We start from the raw sequence: 22,841 nt of genomic DNA, 5'->3' as shown, positions 1-22,841 counted from the left end.
GTGTCCGCGCCTCAGCCCGCCGGTTTCAGCCCGCCGGTTTCAGCGGCAGCAGCGCGCTGATACGGAAGCCGCCGCCCGGGCGCGGGCCCGCGTCGAGCGTGCCACCCACCATGCCGACGCGCTCGCGCATCCCGATCAGCCCGTGGCCGCTGCCGTCGGCGCCGCCGTCCTCGTACAACTCACGCTGGGCGCCCCGGCCGTCGTCCTCGACCAGCAGGCCGAGCCCGTCGTCGAAGTAGGTGAGGCGGACACTGGCACCGACATCGGGGCCGCCGTGCTTACGGGTGTTGGTGAGCGCTTCCTGCACGATGCGGTACGCGGTCAGCTCCACGCCACTGGGCAGCTGGCGCGCGCTGCCGACGACCTTGAAGTCCACCGGGAGCCCGGAGCCGCGTGCGGACTCGACCAGTTCGTCGATCTGCTCGACGTCCGGCTGCGGGACGTAGTCGCTGGCCTCCCCCGGCTCCCCGGTGCGCAGCACGCCCAGCAGCCGCCGCATCTCGGCGAGGGCCTGGCGGCCGGTGCCGGAGATGGTCTCCAGCGCCTGCCGGGCCTGGTCCGGGGAGGCGTCGAGGACGTACGCGGCGCCGTCCGCCTGCACGACCATCACCGACACGTTGTGCGCGACGACATCGTGCAGCTCGCGCGCGATCCGGGCGCGTTCGGCGGCGACCGCGACCTTCGACTGCGCCTCGCGCTCCTTCTCCAGCCGGGACGCGCGCTCCTCCAGCTGTTCGTAGTAGGCGCGGCGGGTGCGGATCGAGTCGCCGAGCACCCAGGCCAGGACGAAGGGGATGGTGACGAAGACCGTCGAGACGGCGGCCCCCCACCCCGACTCGTGTTCGTCGGGCCAGCGGACGGTGGCCAGCGACGGTGCGCAGACCGCGGCGGCCAGGGCCAGCCGGGAGGTGCGGCGCCCGGCCATGGACGCGGCCGTGTAGACGATCACCAGCATCGCGAAGTCGACGATGTTGATCCGGACGTCCAGCGCGAGCTGGGCGACGCCGCACACCACGACCAGCCCCAGCATCATCGCGGGGGCGCGGCGGCGCAGCACGACGGCCGCGCACAGCGCCAGGGTGATCGGCACGGCCGCGAGCGGTGGCTCGTAGCCCGGGGTCGCCTGCACGAGCCACAGGAGCCCGCAGCCGAAGAGGAGGACGCCCCAGAAGGCGTCCACCCCTGTCGGATGGCTGCGGAGGAAATCGTAGAGGCGCTGCACGTCACCCAGAGTAGGCAGTGGGAACACCCGGACGGGTCAGCCCGAGGGGCGATCCGTTCCGCCCCGCCCTACTCCCCAAGGTGGATACCACTCCGCTTTAACGTGGGGGCGTGGCGAGTGAACTGCGGGAATGGTGCGGGTGGCGCGAGGCCGCCGAACGGGCACTGTACGGGACGGACGGCTTCTTCCGGAGGGCGGAGGGACCGGCCGGTCACTTCCGCACCTCGGTACACGCCTCACCGCTGTACGCGCGGGCGGTCGCGGAGCTGCTGCGGCGGGTGGACGAGGCGCTGGGGCGGCCGCCGGAGCTGGCGCTGGTGGACCTCGGCGCGGGGCGCGGCGAGCTGCTGACCGGGGTGCTGGCGGCGGCCGCCGGGCTGCCGCACGGCCTGGCCGCGCGGCTGCGGCCGTACGCGGTCGAGCGGGCGGCGCGGCCCGCCGGGCTCGACGCGCGGGTGGAGTGGCGGGAGACGGTGCCGGAGGGGTTCACCGGGCTGCTGTTCGCCAATGAGTGGCTGGACAACGTCCCCGTCGACGTCGCCGAGACGGACCCCGACGGCGTCCCGCGCCGGGTCGAGGTCTCGGCGGCCGACGGCGCAGAACGGCTCGGCGCCGAGGTGACCGGCGAGGACGCGGCCTGGCTGGCCCGGTGGTGGCCGCTGGCGGGCGCCGAACCGGGGCTGCGGGCCGAGATCGGCCGCCCGCGCGACGCGGCCTGGGCCCAGGCCGTGCGGTGCGTGGGGGCCGGGCTCGCGGTGGCCGTCGACTACGGCCACGAACGCGCCGCCCGGCCGCCCTTCGGCACGCTGACCGGCTTCCGGGACGGGCGCGAGGTGCGGCCGGTCCCGGACGGCTCCTGCGATCTCACGGCGCATGTGGCGCTGGACGCGTGCGCGGCCGGGACGGACGCCCGTCCGGTCCCCCAGCGCGACGCGCTGCGCCACCTGGGCCTCGACGCGGGCCGCCCGCCGCTGGCCCTGGCCTCCACGGACCCGGCCGCCTACGTACGGGCCCTGGGCGCGGCGGGCGAGGCGGCGGAGCTGCTGGACCCGGCGGGCCTGGGCGGCTTCCGCTGGCTGGCCCGGCCGGTGGGCCTGCCGTACGGGTCCCTCCTGCCCTGAGAGTCCGGCCCGCCCCGATGGTCCAGGGGCTGGACCCGGTTTCTGGACGGGGCGGGGGTCGAGACAAACTGTTCCCATGACGGAGACGACAGTCGGCATCGGCGGCGCCGCGGAAAGCACCGACATGGTGCTGAACATCGGCCCGCAGCACCCGTCCACCCACGGCGTGCTGCGGCTCCGGATGGTGATCGACGGGGAGCGCGTACAGCACGCGGAGCCGGTGATCGGGTACATGCACCGCGGCGCCGAGAAGCTGTTCGAGGCGCGCGACTACCGCCAGATCATCATGCTCGCCAACCGCCACGACTGGCTGTCCGCCTTCTCCAACGAGCTGGGCGTCGTCCTCGCCGTCGAGCGGATGCTCGGGATGGAGGTCCCGGAGCGCGCCGTCTGGGTGCGCACGCTGCTGGCCGAGCTGAACCGGGTGCTCAACCATCTGATGTTCCTGGGGTCGTACCCCCTGGAGCTGGGCGGCATCACGCCGATCTTCTACGCGTTCCGGGAGCGCGAGGACCTCCAGCACGTGATGGAGGAGATCTCCGGCGGCCGGATGCACTACATGTTCAACCGGGTCGGCGGGCTCAAGGAGGACCTGCCGGTGGGCTGGCTCGGCCGGGCCCGGGCGGCCGTCGCCGAGGTGCGGTCGCGGATGGACGTGTACGACGGGCTCGTGCTCGGCAACGAGATCTTCCGGGGGCGCACCCGCGGCGTGGGCACCCTGTCCGCCGAAGCCGTGCACTCCTACGGGGTCAGCGGCCCCATCGCCCGTGCCTCGGGCGTGGACTTCGACCTGCGGCGCGACGAGCCGTACCTGGCGTACGGAGACCTCCAGGACACCCTGAAGGTGGTCACGCGCGAGGAGGGCGACTGCCTCGCCCGCTTCGAATGCCTGCTGGAGCAGACGCACAACTCCCTGGCGCTCGCCGACGCCTGCCTGGACCGGCTCGCCGAGCTTCCGCCGGGGCCGATCAACCAGCGGCTGCCGAAGGTGCTCAAGGCCCCCGAGGGCCACACCTACGCCTGGACCGAGAACCCGCTCGGCCTCAACGGCTACTACCTCGTCTCCAAGGGCGAGAAGACGCCGTACCGGCTGAAGCTCCGCTCGGCCTCGTTCAACAACATCCAGGCGCTCACGGAGCTTCTGCCGGGCACGCTCGTCGCCGACATGGTGGCGATCCTGGGATCGCTGTTCTTCGTCGTCGGCGACATCGACAAGTAAGACAGGAAGACACGTAAGACAGGTAAGACAGGTAAGCCGACAAGCGGGCGTCAGGGCCTACGAGATCGCGCTGCGCAGCTCCTCGATCCCGAGGGGCTCGTTCTCCTCGTGCGCGGTCAGGTCGATGACCTCGCCCACCGCGCCCTTCCGGGTCTCGGCGAGGGTCTCCGCGCCGATCACGTCGGCGAGGTCCTCCTCGGCCTCCGGCTCGGGCTCCTGCTGCTTCGGCGGGTTCTTCTGGGTGCCGAAGTAGTCGAAGCCGCTCTCCGAACGGGAGGCGGCCCGGCGTGCCGCGGCATACGGCACCACGGCGGAGGCGGCCGTACGAGCGTGCGGAGGCGGCACCGGGGAGCTGCCCGGGCCATCACGCTCGTCGGCCGCCGGGCGCTTCCCCGGGACGGCTGCACCGTCCTCGTCCGGGTCCGCGGCCGCTCTCCCGGCCTTGCTGTCCTTCGGTTCCGCTTTCTCCTGCTCCCTGGCCTCGGCCTCGGCCTTCTCCCGCTCGACCGCCAGGGAGCGCGACTCCGCTTCGGCCCGCTCCCGTTGCTGCCGCGCGCTGGCGACGAGGCGGCTCAGCGCCTCGTCGGCACGGGCGTACGCGCTCAGGGCGAGGCTGTCGGAATCGGCGGACTCCTCGGCGGTCCCGGCGCTCTTCGCGGTCTCGTCCGTCGGCTCGGCCGCCGTCAGCTCCTTCGACGGGACCCCGGCCTCCAGGGCGAGCCTGCGGCGCCCCTCCAGGGCGCTGGCGCGCTCGGTCTCGGCCGTGGCGTAGCGGCGCAGCAGCTCGGCGTGCTCGTTGCGCAGCCGGGCGAGTTCGGCGCGCTTGGCGCGCAGCCGGGTGTTGAGCGCGGTGCGCAGCTCGGCCGCCTTCTCGGCGTCCGCTTCCAGCTCCGCGACCCGCTCCTCGTACTTCATCTCCTGGCGGGCGGTCTCGCTCGCGGCCTCCGCGACCCGGCGGCCGGCCGCGCGGTCCCAACGGCGGGTCAGGACCGAGCCGACGACCGCGGCCGTGGCCGCGGTCGCGGCGAGTCCACGGATCACGACCGTATCGCCGACCAGCCAGGCACCGGCGGCGCAGGTTATTGACGCGGCTGCGACCGACAGTGGGGGAAGTAGCCTGTGCAGGGGTGGGGATTGGCGGTGGCGTCCACGTGGCATGGGCCGAAACTTACCGTGCGTACGGCCCTTTTGGGGGGTCGGCAGGCCAGATCCGTTGTCAATCCGTTGGCAAACTACTTCACGAGACCCTTCTCCTTGAGGTAGTCGGCCGCGACATCGGCGGGCTTGAGCCGCTCGGCGTCAACTTTCTTGTTGAGTTCGGTGAGATCGGCCGTGGTGAGCACGCGGCCGAGCTTGTTCAGCGCGTTTTCGATCTTGGGTGAACCGGCGGACTTCGCATTCACCACAGGAAGTACGTTGTCGGCATTCTGCAGATTTTTGTCGTCGTCGAGCAGGACAAGTCCGAACTGGTCCAGCGTGGCGTCCGTGGTGGTGGTCAGGACCATCTGGTCCTTGCCGTCCTTGACCGCCTGCTTGGCCTGCACGCTGCCGATGTCCAGCGGGTCGATGCCCGTGATGTCGATGCCGTAGCGCTTCTTCAGACCGGGCTGGCAGAACGGCCGTTTCGGGCATTCGTCGCCCGCCGCCAGCTTGACCTTCTGCCCGGACTTCCCCAGATCGGAGAGCGTCTTGAGGTCGTGCTCCTTGGCGAACTTACCGCTCACCGCGAAGGCGTTCTGGTCGACCGCCTTACCGGCGTCCAGCACCTTGAGTCCGCGCGGCCCGGCGAGCTTCTTCAGCGCCTTCACCGTGTCGTCCACGTCGGAGGAGGCCACGGGCTCGGCATTCGGCCCGTTCTTCTTCTGGTTGAGGAATTCGGCGAGCGTCGCCGCGTACTCCGGTACGACATCCATCTGGCCCTTCTCCAGGGCCGGTTCATACAGTTCGCGGGTGTCCACCGTCTTGATGGAGGTCGAGTAACCGGCGTTCTCCAGCAGCCCCGCGTACAGCTCCGCGAGGACCTTCGACTCGGCGAAGGACGCGGTCCCGATGACCAGCGAACCCTTGCCGGGCTTGCCGGAGCTGTCGCCGCCGCCGGACTTCTCCAGGCTGTCGCCGCCGCACGCGGTCGCGCCGACCGCCAGCGCCACGGCGCTCGCCGTCGCCCCCGCCACTCTCAAGAACGTGCTCATGGGTTCCCCATCCATCGATATGCCATAGATATGTACGCGCGGTTCGGACCGGCGTCGGTTCGGATCAGCGTTCGGATCGGCATTCGGATCAGCGTTCGGACCGGCGTCACGACGTCAGCGCGGGCGCCTTGGGCGCCTGGTCGGCGGGCGGGCGGCGGAACGCGGCCGACCGCCGCCCCGTCTTCCGCCGCATCGGGTCCAGCGCCAGCCCCAGCACCACGAACGCGCCCTCGACCAGCAGCGCGAGCGCCGCGACCAGCACCGCCCCGGCCACCACCTGGGGGGTGTCGGTGAGCCGGAAGCCCGCCGTGATGATCCGGCCGAGCCCGCCGCCGCCGGGCAGCGCCGCCAGCGTCGCGGTGGCCACCACCTGCACCGCGGCGGTCCGTACGCCCGTCATGATCAGCGGGAACGCGAGGGGCAGCTCGACCCGGCGGATCAGCTGACCGCCCGTCATCCCCATGCCCCGGGCCGCCTCCACGACCTCCCGGTCCGCCTCGCTCACCCCGACGTACGCGTTGGTGAGCAGCGGCGGGACGGCGAACAGCACCAACGCGATGATCGTGGGCCACTGGCCGTGCGAGCCCAGCGGGCTGAGGAGCAGCAGCACCAGTACGGCGAAGGTGGGCACGGCCCGGCCCGCGTTGGAGATGTTGACCGCGATCGCGCCGCCCTTGCCGATGTGGCCGAGCAGGACGGCGACCGGCAGTGCGACCGCGCACGAGATCGCCAGACAGACGAACGTCAGGAACAGATGCTGGCCGAGCCGGTTCCACACCCCGTCCGCGCCCGACCAGTGCGATCCGGTGGCCAGCCAGGTCCACGCCTCGCCGATGACGCCCATCAGGCTTTCCTCCTCTTACGCGCCCAGGGCGTCAGCACCCGCTGGACGCCGAGCAGAACCACGTCCGCCACGACCGCCAGCGCCACGCACAGCACCGAGGCGGTGAGCACCTGCGCCTTGAAGAAGCTGTGCATGCCCTCGTAGATGAGGTTGCCGAGCCCTCCGTAGCCGATGATCGCGCCGACCGTGGTGAGCGAGACGGTGGAGACCGTGGTGATGCGCAGTCCGGCCATCAGGGCGGGCAGTGCGAGCGGCAGTTCGACGCCGAAGAGCAGCCGCAGCGGCCCGTACCCCATACCGCGCGCGGCCTCCCTGGCGTCCTCCGGCACGGAGGCGAGGCCCGCCATGATGTTCCGCACCAGGATGGTGAGCGAGTAGAGCACCAGCCCCGTGACCACGACCGCCTGGGACACCCCGAAGACGGGCAGCAGCAGCGAGAACATCGCGAGCGACGGCACCGTGTAGAGGATCGTGGTCAGCCCCAGCACCGGGCCCGCCACGCTCTGCCTGCGGCGGGCCAGCAGCGCGAGCGGAAAGGCGATCAGGAGGCCGATCGCGACCGACGCGAGGGTGATCCCGACATGCTGCAGCGTCGCGTCCGTCAGCTCCTGACCGCGCGTGCGCACATACTCGCCGCATATCCAATCGTTACTGATCAGACAGTTCTGGTCCGCCATACGCTCACCTCCCCCGGGCACGTGGTCGTCCAATTCCTGGGTGACCCTATCCCCGGGAGATGACAATCTCGTCCGATCGCCACACAACAGCAACAATGTCTGCCACGAATGCGGCAACAATGGGGAGCCATGATCCGTTTCGAGCATGTCACCAAGCGCTACGCCGACGGCACGACCGCCGTGGACGATCTGTCCTTCGAGGTCGCGGAGGGTGAGCTGGTCACGCTCGTCGGGCCCTCGGGCTGTGGCAAGACCACCACGATGAAAATGGTCAACCGGCTCATCGAGCCGACCTCCGGCCGGATTCTGGTGGAGGGCGAGGACATCGCCGAGACGGACCCGGTCGCGCTGCGGCGCCGTATCGGCTATGTCATTCAGCAAGTCGGTCTCTTCCCGCACAAGACCGTGCTGGAGAACACCGCGACCGTGCCGCATCTGCTGGGGTGGCAGCGGAAGAAGGGACGGGACCGGGCCGCCGAGCTTCTCGATCTGGTCGGACTCGACCCTTCCGTATATGCCGACCGCTATCCGGACCAGCTCTCCGGCGGCCAGCGGCAGCGGGTCGGGGTGGCGCGGGCTCTGGCGGCCGATCCTCCGGTGCTGCTCATGGACGAACCGTTCGGGGCCGTCGACCCGGTCGTACGCGAACATCTGCAGACGGAATTCCTGCGGCTCCAGTCGCAGGTGCGCAAAACCGTGCTTTTCGTAACGCACGACATAGAGGAGGCGGTGCGGCTCGGCGACCGCATCGCGGTGTACGGCTCCGGGCGCGTCGAACAGTTCGATACCCCGGCGGCGGTGCTGGGCGCACCCGCCTCGCCGTACGTGGCCGACTTCGTCGGCGCCGACCGCGGGCTCAAGCGGCTCTCGGTGACCCCCATCGAACCCGGCGACCTCTGGCAGCCCCCGGTCGTCCACCTCGACGACCCCCTCACCAAGGCCGCCGCCCGGCTGGCCTCGGACGGCGCCCGGTGGGCCGTCGTCCTGGACGACGCCGACCATCTGCACGGCTGGATTCCGGCCGACGCGGCCGCCGACGGGTCGGAGGGGACGGTACGGGACCACTCCCGCCGGATGGAGGCGTGGCTCCCGGTGGGCGCGCCGCTCAAGCAGGCGTTCAGCACGATGCTCCAGCACGACGCGGGCTGGATCGCCGTCCTGGACGGCGAGCGCTTCCTCGGCGTCCTCACCCCGGCCCGGCTGCACGAGGCGCTGCGCCGCTCGATCGACGCCGACGCGGGCGGCATCGCCCGGGGCGAGGTCGACCTGCAGACGATCTCCGACACGTAGGAAGCCCCAGCGGCGGCCATTCCCCACCCGCCCCTCCCCACAGCATCCGATATGCGGGAAGGGGCGGGATCGGGGAGAAGTCAGTCGGCCTGGAGGCGGGTGCTGAGCCATTCCAGGGCGGGGGCCACCTCGCGCTTCCAGGTGTTGAAGTTGTGGCCCCCGGTGCCGAGGATGATCGACGAGATGCGGGTCGGCTCACCCCGCCCGTTCAGCTCGCGCACCTTCGCCACGAACCGCATCGTCTCCCCGTAGTTCTTCTCCCCGCGCTCGCTGCTGCTCACCAGCAGCGAGACCGGCGGGGCGGGGCAGCGGCGAAGGCGCCACATGAGGTTGTTCTCGCGCTCCAGCCGACGGCTGCCGCCGAAGAGGTCGCCCGTGGTCGGGTCGATCGGGGCCTTGTAGTAAGGGGACAGCCCGGCGGCGGCGGAGAACGCGTCGGGGTGGCGCATCGCCATCTTCAGGGCGCAGTAGCCGCCGGTGGAATTGCCGATGACACCCCAGTTACGGGCCCGGGTACCCACCCGGTAGTGCTCGGACACGGCCTTCGGCACGTCCTTGGTGAAGAAGGTCTCGGTCTGCGGCCCGCCGGGGATGTCCATGCACTCCGTATCCCGCGGCGGCGCCACCGTCGGCCGCATCATGACCAGAATGGTCGGCTGCATCCTCCCCTCTTTGACCAGTTTCTGGGACTTCTGGGGGTATTTCAGGCCATTGATGAGGGCCTCGGTGGTGCCCGGGTAGCCGGTCAGCACGAGGGCCGCAGGGAACTGGTGTGCGGAGTACCGTGGCTGGAAGTACTCCGGTGGCAGATAGACGTAGCCGGGCCCGGCGATCCGCGAGACCGACCCCCGGAAGGTGACCTTGTCGACGCGCCCGCCCGTCTCCGGCGACGAGTCGCCCGAGACGTTGAGCTTGCGGCTCTCGGTGACCTTCACCCGGCCCACGGGGGTGTCATGGTCCACCACCACCCCCATCGCGGTCTCGGTCCCGAAAAGATCGGCCCACGAACCGTAAAAACCGAACGACTGATTGGCGAACAATCCAAACGCCGCGAACACCGCCGCTTGCGTTGCCGCTAGCATGCCGACCCGGCCGAGCACGGCGGTCACCCCGCGTCCGGCCAGCCGCGGCCACAGCCATATCGTGGCCGTGAACAGCAGCAGCGCCGCGACGACAGCCATGATCACGACGTTGTTGCTCGTGAGACCCATCACTATCTTTCTGCCGGGCGGCCGGTCCTCCGTGCCGCGAGGGACACCTCCCGGCGGGCGCCGGGGGCGGAACCCCGCCGCCTCGGATCGCGTCTAGATAGACGCAAATCGTGCGGATGCTGCGTCAGAGAACCAAAGATCCTTTGACCGAAGCGACGGGAATGCGAATGTCTGACAGTCCAGATGCCGAAAAGTCCGGAGGGGTTCCCAACCGGATACGGCGTGTGCTGCGCGGACCGCGGGCGGAGGCGGTCCCCACCGCGGTCGGCACGGCCTGCATGCTGATCGGGCTCGTGGACATCGTCTTCCCGCGGCTGAGGCACAGCAGGGTGCACGCGCTGGCGGAGGTGCTGCCCGGCGCGGTCAGCTCCCTGGCCGCCGCGGCGTCGATCGTGGTCGGGCTGCTGCTGCTCATGCTGGCGCACGGGCTGAAGCGCCGTAAGCGCCGCGCCTGGGTCGCGGCGGTGGTGCTGCTGCCGGTCGGCGCGGCGGCCCAGCTGCTGTACCGGCACTCGGTACTGGGCACCGTGTTCTCGCTGGTCCTGATGGGTGTGCTGCTCCGCTACCGGCGCGAGTTCGCCGCGCTGCCCGACCCGCGCAGCCGCTGGATGGCGCTGGCCAACTTCGTTGCCATGGGCGGGGCGAGCCTGGGGATCGGGCTGCTCATCGTGCGGTCGCACCCGGACACCATCGAGGGCTCGCCGTCACTGGCGGCCCAGTTGGCGCACGTGCTGTGGGGGCTGATCGGCTTCGAGGGGCCGGTCGGCTACCGCGACGGCGCCGACTACACGGTCGGCTATTCACTGGGCGCGCTCGGCCTGCTGACCGTCGCCACCACCGCGTACCTCGCCTTCCGCCCCGAGCACCCGGCCGCCCGGCTGACCGCCTCCGACGAGGAGGGGCTGCGGGAGCTGCTCGCCACCCACGGGGGCCGCGACTCGCTCGGCTACTTCGCGCTCCGCCGCGACAAGGCGGTGATCTTCTCCCCCAGCGGCAAGGCCGCCGTCTGCTACCGCGTGGTCTCCGGCGTGATGCTGGCCAGCGGCGACCCGGTCGGCGACGTGGAGGCGTGGCCGGGCGCGATCGCCGCGTTCATGGAGGAGGCGCGGGCCCACTCCTGGACCCCCGCGGTGATGGGGTGCAGCGAGACCGGCGGCGAGGTGTGGACCCGGGAGACCGGGCTGGACGCGCTGGAACTGGGCGACGAGGCGATCGTGGACGTCGCCGGCTTCACCCTCTCCGGACGCGCCATGCGCAACGTACGCCAGATGGTCAAGCGCATCGAGCGGGCCGGTTACGAGACCAGGGTGCGGCGCGTCGCCGACCTCGGCCCGGAGGAGCTGGAGGCCGTCCGGCTCGCCGCGGAGGACTGGCGGGGCACCGACACCGAGCGCGGCTTCTCGATGGCGCTGGGCCGGATCGGCGATCCGGCGGACGGCGATTCGGTGATCGCCACCGCCCACAAGGCCGCCGACATCACCGAGGACCGCGCCGAGGAGGGCCCGTACGGGGACCTCAAGGCCGTTCTGCACTTCGTGCCCTGGGGCCCGGACGGGATGTCGCTGGATCTGATGCGGCGCGACCGCAGCGCCGACCCCGGCATGAACGAGCTGCTGATCGTCGCCGCGCTGCAGGCCGCCCCTGCCCTGGGCGTCACCCGCGTGTCGCTGAACTTCGCGATGTTCCGCTCGGCGCTGGCACGCGGCGAGAAGCTGGGCGCGGGCCCGGTGCTGCGCGGCTGGCGGGCGCTGCTGGTGTTCCTGTCCCGCTGGTTCCAGATCGAGTCGCTGTACAAGTTCAACGCCAAGTTCGGGCCGCGCTGGGAGCCGCGCTTCGTGGTCTTCCGCAACACCCGGGACCTGCCGCGCATCGGCCTGGCCGCGATGCAGGCCGAGGGGTTCGTCTCCCTCGCGCTGCCCCGGCTGCTGCGCCGCGGGCGGCGCGCCGAGCGGCGGCCCTGCGCCCACCAGGCCCCGGCCCGGCGCCGCGAACTGGAGCAGGCCGCCTAGCGGCGGTCCGAGCGCGCACCCCGCCCCCCGCGTCCCCCGTCCGGGCTGCCGGTACGTCTAGCCTTAAGGTCATGAGGACGTTGCGCGAGCGGGGCCGAGTGGCCGGACTGCCGGAATGGGACCGGTGTGCGGTCATGGGCGTGGTGAACGTCACGCCCGACTCCTTCTCCGACGGCGGCCAGTGGTTCGACACCGACCTGGCCGTCAAGCACGGTCTGGACCTGGTCGCGGCCGGGGCCGACCTGGTGGACGTCGGAGGCGAGTCGACCAGGCCGGGCGCGGCGCGCGTCGACGAGGCCGAGGAACTGCGCCGGGTGGTCCCGGTGGTCCGGGAGCTGGCCGCGGCAGGGGCCCTGGTCAGCGTGGACACCATGCGGGCCGCGGTCGCCGAGCGGGCGATCGCCGAGGGCGCGCTGCTGGTCAACGATGTGAGCGGCGGCCGCGCGGACCCGGCGATGGTGCCCGCGGTGGCCGCGGCCGAGGTGCCCTTCGTGGTGATGCACTGGCGCGGCCAGTCGATCGACATGAACAACCGGGCGGTGTACGCGGACGTGGTCGGCGAGGTCGTCGCCGAGCTGCGGACGAGCGTGGACCGGGCCGTCGCGGGCGGTATCGCCCCGGAGCGGATCGTGCTCGACCCGGGGCTGGGCTTCGCCAAGGACGCCGAGCACGACCTCGCGCTGGTCGCGCATCTGGCCGTACTGCGCCAACTGGGCCGCCCGCTGCTGGTGGCGGCCTCCCGGAAGCGGTTCCTGGGCCGCGTCCTGGCCGGGGACGGCGGCGCTCCGCCGCCCGCCCGGGCACGGGACGCGGCGACCGCGGCGGTGACCGCGATCGCCGCGCGCGAGGGCGCGTGGGCGGTCCGGGTGCACGAGGTGCGGGCGAGCGCGGACGCGGTGCGGGTGGCCCACGCCATCGAGGTGGCCCAGGCTGTGTACGTCGACGAGAACGCGGCGAACGCGGCGGGAGCGCTGTGACTTCCCTTACGGACAACGAGCGGGTCGCGCTGGTCAACACCGCGCTGTACGAGGCCATGGAGCAGGGCGACCACGGGGCGCTGGACCGGCTGTGGCTGGACTCCGCCGAGACCGAGGTGGCCTGTGTGCACCCGGGCTGGCCGGTGCTGCGCGGCCGGGGCGAGGTGCTCCGCTCCTACGCGCTGATCATGGCGAACACGGACTACATCCAGTTCTTCCTGACCGACGTCGAGGTGTCGGTGATGACCGACACCGCGCTGGTGACCTGCACCGAGAACATCCTCAGCGGCGCCCCGGCCGAGGAGGAGGGGCAGCTGGGCCCCCTCGTCGGCCAGCTGGTGGTGGCGACGAATGTGTTCCGGCGCACCGACGACGGCTGGAAGGTGTGGTCGCACCACGGCTCCCCGGTGCTCGCGGAGCGTGACGACGAGGGCCCGGAGGGCCCCGAGGACGACGACCGGCTGATGCCGGGCTGAGCTCCCCCGGCCGCGACTCGCGATGGCTCGAATGGGGTCCGTTCGAGCCGTGCGAGGTGCGGGTAGGTGAAGGTGGCGCGGGGCTGTGGGAGACATCTGCCGCGACCCCGTGGGCATGTGCCGCCGACATTCGCAGGTAGATTCGAGGAGGTTCCCCGCCGACGGCAGGGGTCTCCGGTGCGCTCCGGACCGGCTGGGGCGTGCCCGCGCAACCGACGACCAGCAGGAGTGATTCGGGTGGATCGTGTCGCGCTGCGCGGCCTGAGGGCTCGTGGGCATCACGGTGTGTTCGCGCACGAGCGCGAGGAGGGCCAGACGTTCGTCGTGGACCTCGTGCTCGGCCTGGACACCCGTCCCGCCGCCGCCGAGGACGACCTGACCAAGACCGTCCACTACGGCGTGGTGGCGGAAGAGGTCGTGGACGTGGTGCGGGGCGAGCCGGTCGAGCTGATCGAGACCCTGGCCGAACGGATAGCGGAAACCTGCCTGAAGCATGATGTGGTGCGCGAGGTCGAGGTCGTCGTCCACAAGCCGCAGGCCCCGATCACCGTTCCCTTCGACGATGTCACCATCACCATTACCCGGAGCCGAGTATGAGCAGCAGCGACCCGACCGTGCAGCCCGTTCCCGCCTCCGTGGTGGAGAGGGTGGACGCCGCCGATGTGACCCTGTCCAACCCCAAACGGGCAGTGATCTCCCTCGGCAGCAACCTGGGCAACCGCCTGGAGACCCTTCAAGGTGCGGTGGACGCGCTGGAGGACACCCCGGGCCTGCGGGTCAAGGCCGTTTCCCCGGTGTACGAGACGGAGCCGTGGGGCGTGGAGCCGGGCACCCAGGCGACGTACTTCAACGCGGTGGTGCTGGTGAAGACCACGCTGCCGCCGTCCTCGCTGCTGGATCGCGGCCACGCCATCGAGGAGGCGTTCGAGCGGGTGCGGGACGAGCACTGGGGTCCGCGCACCATCGACGTGGACATCGTGGCCTACCAGGACGTGGTCTCCGACGACCCGCTGCTCACCCTGCCGCATCCGCGCGCCCACCAGCGGGCCTTCGTCCTGGTGCCGTGGTACGACGTGGACCCGCAGGCCGAGTTCCCCGGGCGCGGCGCGGTCTCGGCGCTCCTGGACGAGGTGGGCAAGGACGGCGTAGAGGTCCGCACGGACCTGGAACTGCGACTGCCCGAATAGACGTTGACCAAATGACCGGACGAGATTGATGTGTGGAGGGGCGACCGCTCGGTGAGGCAACTTCGGATCGGGGTGCTGGTCGGGCTGTTCGCCGTGGCCGGTGTGGTGTCGTGGGCGGGGGCCCGGCTGTGGGACACGCTGGGCTCGCTGCCGAGCGTTCCGGTGGCGGCGCCGATCGTGCTGGCCCTGATCGCGGTCGTGCTCGTCGCGACCGCGATCTCGCTGCGGGCGCGGCTGCGCGCCCAGCGGGAGCGGGAGCCGGACGCGAAGGGCGTGGACCCGATGGTGGCCGCCCGCGCGGTGGTTTTCGGCCAGGCGAGCGCGCTGGTGGCCGCGCTGGTCTCGGGGATGTACGGCGGGATCGGCGTCTTCCTGGCGCTGGAGCAGCTGGACGTACCGGCCCGCCAGGACCAGGCCATCTACGCGGGGGCGTCGGTGCTGGCCGGCGCGGGCGTGGTGGCCGCCGCGTTCTTCCTGGAGCGGGTCTGCAAGCTGCCCGAGGACGACGACGAGAACGGCCGCGGCCCGGGCGCCTCGGCCCGGGCCTGAAGTCGTTCTGAGGGCCGTCAGGCTCCTCAGCGGGCCATGATGAGGCTCATCGCCTCGGCCCGGGTGGCCGGATCGCGCAGCTGACCGCGCACGGCCGAGGTGAGGGTCTTGGCGCCGGGCTTGCGCACCCCGCGCATCGTCATGCACATGTGCTCGCACTCGACCACGACGATCGCCCCGCGCGGTTCCAGTATCCGCATCAGCGAGTCCGCGACCTGGGTGGTCAGCCGCTCCTGGACCTGGGGGCGGCGGGCGAAGACGTCCACCAGCCGGGCCAGCTTCGACAGCCCGGTGATCTTGCCGTCGTGGGACGGGATGTAGCCGACGTGCGCGACGCCCACGAAGGGCACCAGGTGGTGCTCGCACGAGGACATCACCTCGATGTCCTTGACCAGCACCATCTCGTCGTGGCCCAGGTCGAAGGTGGTGGTCAGGACGTCCTCGGGCTCCTGCCGCAGCCCCGCGAAGATCTCCTTGTACGCGCGGGCCACCCGCCCCGGCGTCTCGCGCAGCCCCTCGCGGTCCGGGTCCTCGCCGACGGCGATCAGGAGCTCACGGACCGCGCTCTCGGCCCGCTTCTCGTCGAACACGCCGAGGGTCGCCTCGCCGTCCAGCGTCACCGGGTCCGTCATGGAGCTGCCTCGTTCCTTGTGCACAAACTGCGGAATGCCGCGCCCCCAAGGCTAGAACCTGAGTGACGCGGCATTCATTCCGGGTCCTCCCCGGGGCCCGTTGGGCCCCGGGGAGGCCGGGATCAGCTCTCGGAACCGGAGCCCGACTCCTCGGACTGCTCGGTGCCGTCCTCGGGTGTGGTGGCCTTGGTCAGCGAGGCCGCCGAGGTGGGCTGGGCACCGTTCGCCGGGGCGAGCTCCCGGGGGGAGAGCACCGGCGGGCGGGTGGAGGGCGTACGCCGCGAGGAGCCGGTCCACGCCGGGCGGGCCGGACGCTTGTGGATCGCGGCGAAGATCTCGGCGATCTCCTCCTTGTTCAGCGTCTCCTTCTCCAGGAGCGCCAGCACCAGGTTGTCGAGGACGTCGCGGTTCTCGACGAGGATCTCCCACGCTTCGTTGTGCGCGGTCTCGATGAGCTGCTTGACCTCCTCGTCGACCAGTGCGGCGACCTCTTCGGAGTAGTCGCGCTGGTGAGCCATCTCACGGCCCAGGAAGGGCTCGGCGTTGTCGGAGCCGAACTTGATCGCGCCGAGCCGCTCGGTCATGCCGTACTGCGTGACCATCGCGCGGGCCGTCGCGGTCGCCTTCTCGATGTCGTTCGAGGCGCCCGTGGTCGGGTCGTGGAAGACCAGTTCCTCGGCCGCCCGGCCGCCCATCATGTAGGCGAGCTGGTCCAGCATCTCGTTGCGCGTGGTCGAGTACTTGTCCTCTTCCGGCAGGACCATGGTGTAACCCAGGGCCCGGCCTCTGGAGAGGATCGTGACCTTGTGCACCGGATCGCTGTTCGGAGAAGCCGCCGCGACCAGGGCGTGACCGCCCTCGTGGTACGCGGTGATCTTCTTCTCCTTGTCGCTCATGATCCGGGTCCGCTTCTGCGGACCGGCCACGACGCGGTCGATCGCCTCGTCCAAGAAGTGGTTGTCGATCAGCTTCTTGTCGCCACGGGCCGTCAGCAGGGCGGCCTCGTTCAGCACGTTCGACAGATCGGCACCGGTGAAGCCGGGGGTACGGCGGGCGACGGCCGACAGGTCGACGTCCGGCGCGACCGGCTTGCCCTTCTGGTGAACCTTGAGGATCTCCAGACGGCCCTGCATGTCCGGACGGTCGACGGCGATCTGCCGGTCGAAACGGCCGGGGCGCAGCAGCGCCGGGTCCAGGATGTCCGGCCGGTTGGTGGCGGCGATCAGGATGACGCCGCCCTTCACGTCGAAGCCGTCCATCTCCACGAGCAGCTGGTTCAGCGTCTGCTCGCGCTCGTCGTGGCCGCCGCCCATGCCCGCGCCGCGGTGCCGGCCGACGGCGTCGATCTCGTCGACGAAGACGATGGCCGGGGCGTTGGTCTTGGCCTGCTCGAACAGGTCACGGACCCGGGAGGCACCCACACCGACGAACATCTCGACGAAGTCGGAGCCGGAGATCGAGTAGAACGGGACGCCCGCCTCGCCCGCGACGGCGCGCGCGAGCAGGGTCTTGCCCGTACCGGGCGGGCCATACAGCAGCACACCCTTGGGGATCTTGGCACCGACGGCCTGGAACTTCGCCGGCTCCTGGAGGAACTCCTTGATCTCCTGGAGTTCCTCGACCGCCTCGTCCGACCCCGCCACATCGGTGAAGGTCGTCTTCGGCGTGTCCTTGGTGATCAGCTTGGCCTTCGACTTCCCGAAGTTCATCACCCGGGAGCCGCCGCCCTGCATCTGGTTCATCAGGAACAGGAAGACCACGACGATCAGTACGAACGGGAGCAGCGAGAGCAGAATCCCGACGAACGGGTTCTGCTTCGAAGTCGACACGTTGTACCCGTCGGGAATCCCGCCGCCCTTCTGGGCATTGGCCTGAAGGGTCCTGGCGAGGTCGACGCCCTGATCACCGATGTAGGTGGCCTGGAGCTTGTTGCTGCCCGAGACCTTGGCGACATTGTCCTTGAGTTCGACCTTGATCTTGTGCTCGTCGCCGGTCGTCAGCTCGGCGGACTGGACCTGGTTCCTGTTGATCGCCTTGACGACCTGGCTGGTGTCCACCGACTTGTAGCCGCCGGACGAGCCGACGACCTGCATCAACACGACCACGGCGAGGACGGCCAGCACGATCCACATGACCGGCCCACGGAAGTAGCGCTTCACGTCCATCCATACGGGGCGAAACCGCCCCGTCCCTCCTGCCACAGTGAGGCACGGCAGCCCTGGAGGGGTGCCTGTGCGTGCGGTGTATTGCGGTGTATTTAGTGGTGTATGAGCTGTGTAACCCTCAGTCTCGAAAGAGACTGACCTTCGGACGGTACCCCAGCATTGTCACCCGACGCCGCTGTGGAGTGTTAACACATCCGCCTTCCCCTGCTCCAACGGCGGAAAACCGCGCCAGGTTCCCAGGGGGAGGCGGCGTGCCTCAGCCTCCGTAGACGTGCGGGGCCAGGGTCCCGACGAACCGCAGGTTGCGGTACTTCTCGGAGTAGTCGAGGCCGTATCCGACGACGAACTCGTTCGGGATGTCGAAGCCGACCCACTTCACGTCGATGGCGACCTTGGCCGCCTCCGGCTTGCGCAGCAGGGTGCACACGTTCAGCGAGGCGGGCTCGCGCGAGCCGAGGTTCGACAGCAGCCAGGACAGCGTCAGGCCGGAGTCGATGATGTCCTCGACGATCAGGACGTGCTTGCCCTTGATGTCGGTGTCCAGGTCCTTGAGAATCCGCACCACGCCCGAGGACTGGGTGCCCGCGCCGTACGACGACACGGCCATCCAGTCCATCGTGACCGGCGTGGCAAGGGCGCGCGCGAGGTCCGCCATCACCATCACCGCGCCCTTGAGCACACCGACGATGAGCAGGTCCTTGCCCTCGTACTCGGCGTCGATGCGGGCGGCCAGCTCGGCCAGCTTCGCGTTGATCTCATCCTCGGTGATGAGGACCGACTTGAGGTCGGTGCCCATGTCCTTGTCGTCCACCCGCGCCACTCTCGTTCGACGTAACCGGCTCAACTCGCTCGGGCGGATCAGCCCTGCCGGATGACCAGTCTGCCACCCTCCCGGCGGACCTCGACGCGGCCGGGGAGGTTGATGGCCCGCTGACCCCGCCAGCCGGTGATCAGCCGGTCGACTTCCTCGATGTGGCGGGCGAAGAGCGAACCGGCGGGCGCGCCCGCGGCGATGGCGGCGCGGCGCAGCACCCGGCGGCGGACGGCGGGCGGCAGCCCGTGCAGTCCGACGGTGTCCAGCTCGACGGCCTCCGGCTCACCGGACCCGGCCCCGGGGGCGGGGGCCGGGGTGGTGCGCAGGATGTCGGCCTCCGCGAGGGCGGCCCAGGCGTCGAGGGCGTCGGCGTCGTCACGGGAGAGCTGGGCGGTGCGGGCGAGGGCCTCGACGACGCCCTTGCCGAGGGCCTTCTCCAGGACGGGCAGGGCCTCGTGGCGGACCCGGGAGCGGGTGTAGGCCGGGTCCACGTTGTGCGGGTCGTCCCAGACGGGCAGCGACTGGGCCAGGCAGGCCTCGCGGACGGTGTGCCGGTCGAGCTGAAGGAAGGGGCGGCGGTAGCGGCCGCCGGTGCCGGAGACGCGGGCCATCCCGGACAGCGAGCGGGTGCCGGAGCCGCGGGCGAGCCCCAGCAGAACCGTCTCGGCCTGGTCGTCGCGGGTGTGGCCGAGCAGTACGGCGGCGGCGTGGTGGCGCTCGGCGGCGACGTCGAGGGCGGCGTAGCGGGCGTCCCGTGCGGCGGCCTCGGGGCCGCCGCCCCGGCCGACGGAGACGGCGATGGACTCGACGGGGGCCAGGCCCAGTTCCCGCATCCGCTCGGCGACCTCGGCGGCGCGCACGTCGGAGCCCGGCTGCAGGCCGTGGTCGACGGTGACGCCACCGGCGCGCAGGCCGAGCCGGGGGGCCTCGAAGGCGAGCGCGGAGGCGAGTGCCATGGAGTCGGCGCCGCCGGAGCAGGCGGCGAGCACGAGGGGACGGCCCTCACGGGGAGCGGAGCCGCGGGGCGCGGGCGCCTGGGGCGGAGCGGCCGGAGACGCCGGGGAAGCGGGGAAGTCCGGGGAAGGCTGCGCGGTGGCGGAGGTGGCCGGGGAGTCGACGAGGACGTCGTGGAGGACGCGGCGGACCGCCAGGCGTATCGCGGCGACCGCTGGATGGGGACCCATGTCCGTTTCCCATCTGTCATGCGAGGGGGTGCCTCGGGGGGCGTACGAGATGTCGTCACACGGGGGGATTCGTCACGCTGTGTATGACGATGGTGACAGAAGCGAGCTGTTCCCCGAGCATCGCACGCCTACCCGTCGCTAACGGTCCCTCGGACGAGTGATTAACGGGAGCATTCGTCCGTTACCAAGTGAGCCGGTTCTACGACTCCGCCTTACGGTGCACCCGCGCGACCCACTCGGCGGGTTTGCTGATCTCCGACTTGGTGGGGAGCGTGTTCGGCGAGGTCCAGACCCGGTTGAAGCCGTCCATGCCGACCTGGCCCACCACGGCCCGTACGAACCGCTCACCGTCACGGTACTGCCGCAGCTTGGCGTCCAGCCCCAGCAGCTTGCGCAGCGCCTGGTCGAGCCTTCCCGCGCCGCTCGCCCGGCGCTTCTGGAACTTCTCGCGGATCTCGGCCACGGAGGGCACGACGTCCGGCCCGACCCCGTCCATCACAAAGTCCGCGTGCCCCTCCAGCAGCGACATCACGGCGGTCAGCCGGGCCAGGATCTCGCGCTGCGCCGGGGTCTGGACCAGCTCGATGATGCTGGGCGAGGCGCCGCGCTCCGCGGCCTCCTCGCCGTCCGGCCGCCCGCCGCCCAGCGACTGGACGGCCTCCCGGAGGCGCTCCAGCAGGGTGGCCGGATCGACGTCGGTCTCGCCCAGGAACGCCTGGATCTCGGACTCGATGTGGTCGCGCAGCCAGGGCACCGCGGTGAACTGCGTACGGTGCGTCTCCTCGTGCAGCGAGACCCACAGCCGGAAGTCGTGCGGGGCCACGTCGAGCTCGCGCTCCACATGGACGATGTTGGGGGCCACCAGCAGCAGCCGCCCGCCGCCCGCGGCCCCGGCGGGCAGCTCGCGGCTGGCCGGCGCGAAGGTCTCGTACTGGCCGAGCACCCGGGAGGCCAGGAACGACAGCAGCATCCCCAGCTCGACACCGGTCACCTTGCCGCCGACCACGCCCAGCACCGCCCCGCCGGGCAGCCCGCCGCGCCGGTCCTGCATCTTGCCCAGCAGCGGCGACAGGATCTGGCGGAAGCCCGCGACGTTGGCCTTGATCCAGCCCGCGCGGTCCACGACGAGGACGGGGGTGTCGGCGGCCGGGCCGCCGGGGACGGCCATCCGGGTGAAGGCGCGTACATGCTCCTCCGAGGATTTCGCGTGCCGCCGCAACTCCGCGACGACGGCGCGCGCCTCGTCCCTGCTCACCTCAGGACCCGGTCGCACCAGCCGGGTCGCGGTCGCGACGGCCAGGTTCCAGTCGACCATCTCCACACCACCGATGCTCGTCATGGCTTCACGGTACGTGGCCCGCGCCTCATCCGGGAGAAGACCACTCCCCCGCACACCCGGCCGCCCCCGGCCCGACCGGGCGACGCGCCACTCTCCTCACCCTCGTCTCACCGGCATCCGCAGTTGGCGAGCGCCGAGGCCATCGTGTCCAGGGCGTGCTGGGCGCCGGTGGGGTCCGTGGTGCCGTTGGTCATGAACGCGAAGACCAGCAGCCGCCCGTCGGCATCGACGACGCTGCCCGCCAGGGTGTTGACCCCGGTCAGCGTGCCGGTCTTGGCGCGCACCACGCCGCGGCCGACGGTGTCCGCGCCGTAGCGGGTGCGCAGGGTGCCGCTGAATCCGGCCACCGGCAGCCCGGTGAGCAGCGGCCGCAGCTCGGGGTGGCCGATGTCGGAGGCCCGTACCAGCACCCGGGCGAGGAGCGCGGCGGAGACGTGGTCGTCGCGGTCGAGCCCGCTGCCGTCCGCGATCCGGGCGCCGGAGACCGGCAGCCGGAGCTTCTTCAGCCGGGCGGTCACGGCCTTCGCCGCGCCGTCGAAGCTCGCGGGCTCCCCGGCGGCGACGGCGGTCTGCCGCGCGAGGGCCTCGGCGATGTCGTTGTCGCTGTTGGTCAGCATCCGCTCGACGAGCGCGGACAGCGGCTGGGAGCGGACGGTGGCCAGCGCCCGGGGGTGCTTTCCGGCCGTCCGGGGCCGCGGGTCCCCGGTCACCTCGACGCCGCGGTCGCGCAGCATCGAGGCGAACGTTCCGGCCGCGTCGGCGGCGGGGTCCTCGGAGCGCGCGGCCGGGCCGTGGTCGCTGTCGTCGAGCCGTCCCTCGTCGGCCATCAGCGGGGTGACGGGCGAGATGTTCTCGTTGGGGCCGATGGGGTGCAGCCCGGGCCCGGAGTACAGCGAGGTGTCGTACCCGAGCCGGACGGACGCCGTGCCGCTCTTCTTGAGGGCGCGGGCGGTGTCGTCGGCCAGTCGGCCCAGCGAAGCGGGGCGGCCGTCGCCCTTGGCGGCGCGGGCGGTGAGGGTCGGGTCGCCGCCGCCGACCAGCACGATGCCGCCGCCGCCCTGGACCACCGTGGTCTTGATCCGGTGGTCGGGGCCGAGGGCGGACAGGGCGGCGGCGCCGGTCGCCAGCTTGATGGTCGACGCGGGCACCACGGCGCCCTTCGCGCCGGTCCCGAACACCTGCTGTCCCGTCGTCACGTCCACGACGGACGCCGCGCGCTCGTCGCCCAGCGCCGGGTCGTCCAGCAGCGGTTCCAGGGCGTCGGCGAGTCCGCCGCCGGTGGGCGGCGGAACCGCGTCCTCGCCGCTGTCCGGCGACGGCACGGCGCCGGGCGCGCCGAGGGCGGCCAGCACGGGCGCCGCGCTGGGGACGGGGTTGCCGGGGTGACGCTCGCCACCCGGGCCCGGCTCCCCGGCGGCGCGGGCGCGTTCGGCCGTACGCTGACCGGTGTCCCAGGGCCCGGCGGCGAACACCGAACCGGCCGCGACGGCCAGGCCGACCGCACCGGAGACGGCCACCAGCCGCCAGGTGCCGCGCTGTTGGGGCGGGGTGCGCTGCCAGCGGTCGTGCATCCGGCTGTGCCGCAGACGCTCCCTCGCGGCGCTGCGCCGCCACCGGTCGCGGAGCCCGGCGCGGTCCCACAGGTCGCGGACCCGTACGTGCCACGGCCGTTCCCGGACCGGGCGGTTCCACCAGCGGTCCCGGAGCCGGACCCCGACGGAGGCGACACGGCG

General features: G+C 71.6%; 21 protein-coding genes. 9 read left to right on the top strand and 12 right to left on the bottom strand.

Features of this window, described 5'->3' with window-relative positions; genetic code table 11:
• Positions 1-25: 25 nt before the first annotated feature.
• Positions 26-1,222, bottom strand: a complete 1,197-nt coding sequence (locus ABZ370_RS01325; RefSeq protein WP_358614895.1) for a sensor histidine kinase — start codon at positions 1,220-1,222, stop codon at positions 26-28.
• Positions 1,223-1,332: 110 nt separating this feature from the next.
• Between ABZ370_RS01325 and ABZ370_RS01320 the strand changes: the two genes are divergently transcribed.
• Positions 1,333-2,343 carry an SAM-dependent methyltransferase gene (locus ABZ370_RS01320; protein ID WP_358614893.1) on the top strand — a complete coding sequence of 337 codons (1,011 nt, stop codon included), beginning with the start codon at positions 1,333-1,335 and terminating at the stop codon, positions 2,341-2,343.
• Between the two features lie 76 nt (positions 2,344-2,419).
• On the top strand, positions 2,420-3,562 hold the full coding sequence (locus ABZ370_RS01315; protein WP_358614891.1) for an NADH-quinone oxidoreductase subunit D: 1,143 nt from the start codon (positions 2,420-2,422) through the stop codon (positions 3,560-3,562).
• 57 nt (positions 3,563-3,619) lie between these two features.
• On the opposite strand, the gene ABZ370_RS01310 is transcribed toward ABZ370_RS01315, so the two are convergent.
• The 4 genes from ABZ370_RS01310 to ABZ370_RS01295 form a co-directional block, all read right to left on the bottom strand.
• Entirely contained in the window at positions 3,620-4,720 is a 1,101-nt protein-coding gene (locus ABZ370_RS01310; RefSeq protein ID WP_358614889.1) for a hypothetical protein, read from the bottom strand.
• 74 nt (positions 4,721-4,794) lie between these two features.
• Positions 4,795-5,754 (bottom strand): ABC transporter substrate-binding protein, encoded by a 960-nt coding sequence (locus ABZ370_RS01305; RefSeq protein ID WP_358614887.1) that lies wholly within the window; start codon positions 5,752-5,754, stop codon positions 4,795-4,797.
• Positions 5,755-5,860: 106 nt separating this feature from the next.
• On the bottom strand, positions 5,861-6,598 hold the full coding sequence (locus ABZ370_RS01300; RefSeq protein ID WP_358614885.1) for an ABC transporter permease: 738 nt from the start codon (positions 6,596-6,598) through the stop codon (positions 5,861-5,863).
• Positions 6,598-7,275, bottom strand: a complete 678-nt coding sequence (locus tag ABZ370_RS01295; RefSeq protein ID WP_358614883.1) for an ABC transporter permease — start codon at positions 7,273-7,275, stop codon at positions 6,598-6,600. Before ABZ370_RS01295 ends, ABZ370_RS01300 begins: the two co-directional genes overlap by 1 nt.
• Before the next feature lie 129 nt (positions 7,276-7,404).
• Between ABZ370_RS01295 and ABZ370_RS01290 the strand changes: the two genes are divergently transcribed.
• A complete protein-coding gene (locus ABZ370_RS01290; RefSeq protein WP_358614881.1) occupies positions 7,405-8,565 on the top strand; it encodes a betaine/proline/choline family ABC transporter ATP-binding protein in 1,161 nt (386 codons plus the stop codon).
• 80 nt (positions 8,566-8,645) lie between these two features.
• Here the strand turns inward: ABZ370_RS01290 and ABZ370_RS01285 are convergent, their stop codons facing one another.
• A complete protein-coding gene (locus ABZ370_RS01285; RefSeq protein ID WP_358614879.1) occupies positions 8,646-9,776 on the bottom strand; it encodes an alpha/beta hydrolase-fold protein in 1,131 nt (376 codons plus the stop codon).
• A 167-nt stretch (positions 9,777-9,943) separates the two neighbouring features.
• Here ABZ370_RS01285 and ABZ370_RS01280 point away from each other — a divergent pair, with 167 nt between their 5' ends.
• The 6 genes from ABZ370_RS01280 to ABZ370_RS01255 all read left to right on the top strand — a co-directional run bounded on the left by ABZ370_RS01280 (position 9,944) and on the right by ABZ370_RS01255 (position 14,974).
• The gene (locus tag ABZ370_RS01280) at positions 9,944-11,785 is read left to right on the top strand and encodes a phosphatidylglycerol lysyltransferase domain-containing protein (protein WP_358614877.1); all 1,842 of its coding nucleotides are present in this window, start codon (positions 9,944-9,946) and stop codon (positions 11,783-11,785) included.
• A 71-nt stretch (positions 11,786-11,856) separates the two neighbouring features.
• Positions 11,857-12,762 (top strand): dihydropteroate synthase, encoded by a 906-nt coding sequence (gene folP, locus ABZ370_RS01275; protein WP_358614875.1) that lies wholly within the window; start codon positions 11,857-11,859, stop codon positions 12,760-12,762.
• Positions 12,759-13,238 carry a nuclear transport factor 2 family protein gene (locus tag ABZ370_RS01270; protein WP_358614873.1) on the top strand — a complete coding sequence of 160 codons (480 nt, stop codon included), beginning with the start codon at positions 12,759-12,761 and terminating at the stop codon, positions 13,236-13,238. The genes folP and ABZ370_RS01270 overlap by 4 nt, the downstream gene beginning before the upstream one ends.
• Before the next feature lie 228 nt (positions 13,239-13,466).
• Entirely contained in the window at positions 13,467-13,835 is a 369-nt protein-coding gene (folB, locus tag ABZ370_RS01265; protein ID WP_358614871.1) for a dihydroneopterin aldolase, read from the top strand.
• A complete protein-coding gene (folK, locus tag ABZ370_RS01260) occupies positions 13,832-14,425 on the top strand; it encodes a 2-amino-4-hydroxy-6-hydroxymethyldihydropteridine diphosphokinase (protein WP_358614869.1) in 594 nt (197 codons plus the stop codon). The genes folB and folK overlap by 4 nt, the downstream gene beginning before the upstream one ends.
• 51 nt (positions 14,426-14,476) lie before the next feature.
• A complete protein-coding gene (locus tag ABZ370_RS01255; RefSeq protein WP_358614867.1) occupies positions 14,477-14,974 on the top strand; it encodes a DUF3180 domain-containing protein in 498 nt (165 codons plus the stop codon).
• A 26-nt stretch (positions 14,975-15,000) separates the two neighbouring features.
• On the opposite strand, the gene folE is transcribed toward ABZ370_RS01255, so the two are convergent.
• From folE to dacB, 6 genes are all read right to left on the bottom strand, one after another.
• Entirely contained in the window at positions 15,001-15,606 is a 606-nt protein-coding gene (gene folE, locus ABZ370_RS01250; protein WP_358614865.1) for a GTP cyclohydrolase I FolE, read from the bottom strand.
• Between the two features lie 122 nt (positions 15,607-15,728).
• A complete protein-coding gene (gene ftsH / locus ABZ370_RS01245; protein WP_358614863.1) occupies positions 15,729-17,771 on the bottom strand; it encodes an ATP-dependent zinc metalloprotease FtsH in 2,043 nt (680 codons plus the stop codon).
• Positions 17,772-18,027: 256 nt separating this feature from the next.
• Positions 18,028-18,567, bottom strand: coding sequence for a hypoxanthine phosphoribosyltransferase (hpt, locus tag ABZ370_RS01240; RefSeq protein WP_358615997.1), 540 nt, complete (start codon positions 18,565-18,567; stop codon positions 18,028-18,030).
• Between the two features lie 62 nt (positions 18,568-18,629).
• Positions 18,630-19,769, bottom strand: coding sequence for a tRNA lysidine(34) synthetase TilS (gene tilS / locus ABZ370_RS01235; protein ID WP_358614861.1), 1,140 nt, complete (start codon positions 19,767-19,769; stop codon positions 18,630-18,632).
• A gap of 199 nt (positions 19,770-19,968) precedes the next feature.
• Positions 19,969-21,108, bottom strand: a complete 1,140-nt coding sequence (locus tag ABZ370_RS01230) for a zinc-dependent metalloprotease (protein WP_358614859.1) — start codon at positions 21,106-21,108, stop codon at positions 19,969-19,971.
• Positions 21,109-21,215: 107 nt separating this feature from the next.
• Positions 21,216-22,679, bottom strand: coding sequence for a D-alanyl-D-alanine carboxypeptidase/D-alanyl-D-alanine-endopeptidase (gene dacB / locus ABZ370_RS01225; protein WP_358615994.1), 1,464 nt, complete (start codon positions 22,677-22,679; stop codon positions 21,216-21,218).
• Between the last annotated feature and the right edge of the window lie 162 nt (positions 22,680-22,841).

Origin of the sequence: Streptomyces sp. NPDC005962, assembly GCF_040629205.1 — a bacterium.
GTDB lineage: Bacteria > Actinomycetota > Actinomycetes > Streptomycetales > Streptomycetaceae > Streptomyces.
Note: the sequence above shows the minus strand (reverse complement) of the source record. Positions and strands in the feature narration are given on the sequence as shown.